This window comes from Pseudomonas sp. HMSC063H08, from assembly GCF_001813645.1.
GTDB classification, from domain to species: Bacteria; Pseudomonadota; Gammaproteobacteria; order Pseudomonadales; family Pseudomonadaceae; genus Pseudomonas; species Pseudomonas aeruginosa.
This window is the reverse complement of sequence record NZ_KV813424.1, coordinates 1-303: the sequence shown is the minus strand read 5'-3', so window position 1 is coordinate 303 and position 303 is coordinate 1. Positions and strand designations below refer to the sequence as shown.

1 pseudogene is annotated in these 303 nt (G+C 67.7%); it reads left to right on the top strand.

Annotated features, from left to right (window positions below):
- Positions 1-303, top strand: a pseudogene (gene glyA / locus HMPREF2924_RS11955) (serine hydroxymethyltransferase); the annotation flags it as partial.

The window sequence follows — 303 nt, the reverse complement described above, 5'->3', positions numbered from 1 at the left end:
GTCACCACCACCACCCACAAGACCCTGCGCGGCCCGCGCGGGGGCCTGATCCTGGCGCGCGCCAACGAGGAGATCGAGAAGAAGCTCAACTCCGCGGTATTCCCCGGCGCCCAGGGCGGCCCGCTGATGCACGTGATCGCGGCCAAGGCGGTGTGCTTCAAGGAAGCGCTGGAGCCGGGCTTCAAGGACTACCAGGCGCAGGTGATCCGCAACGCCAAGGCGATGGCCGAGGTGTTCATCGGGCGCGGCTACGACGTGGTTTCCGGCGGCACCGACAACCACCTGATGCTGATCAGCCTGGTG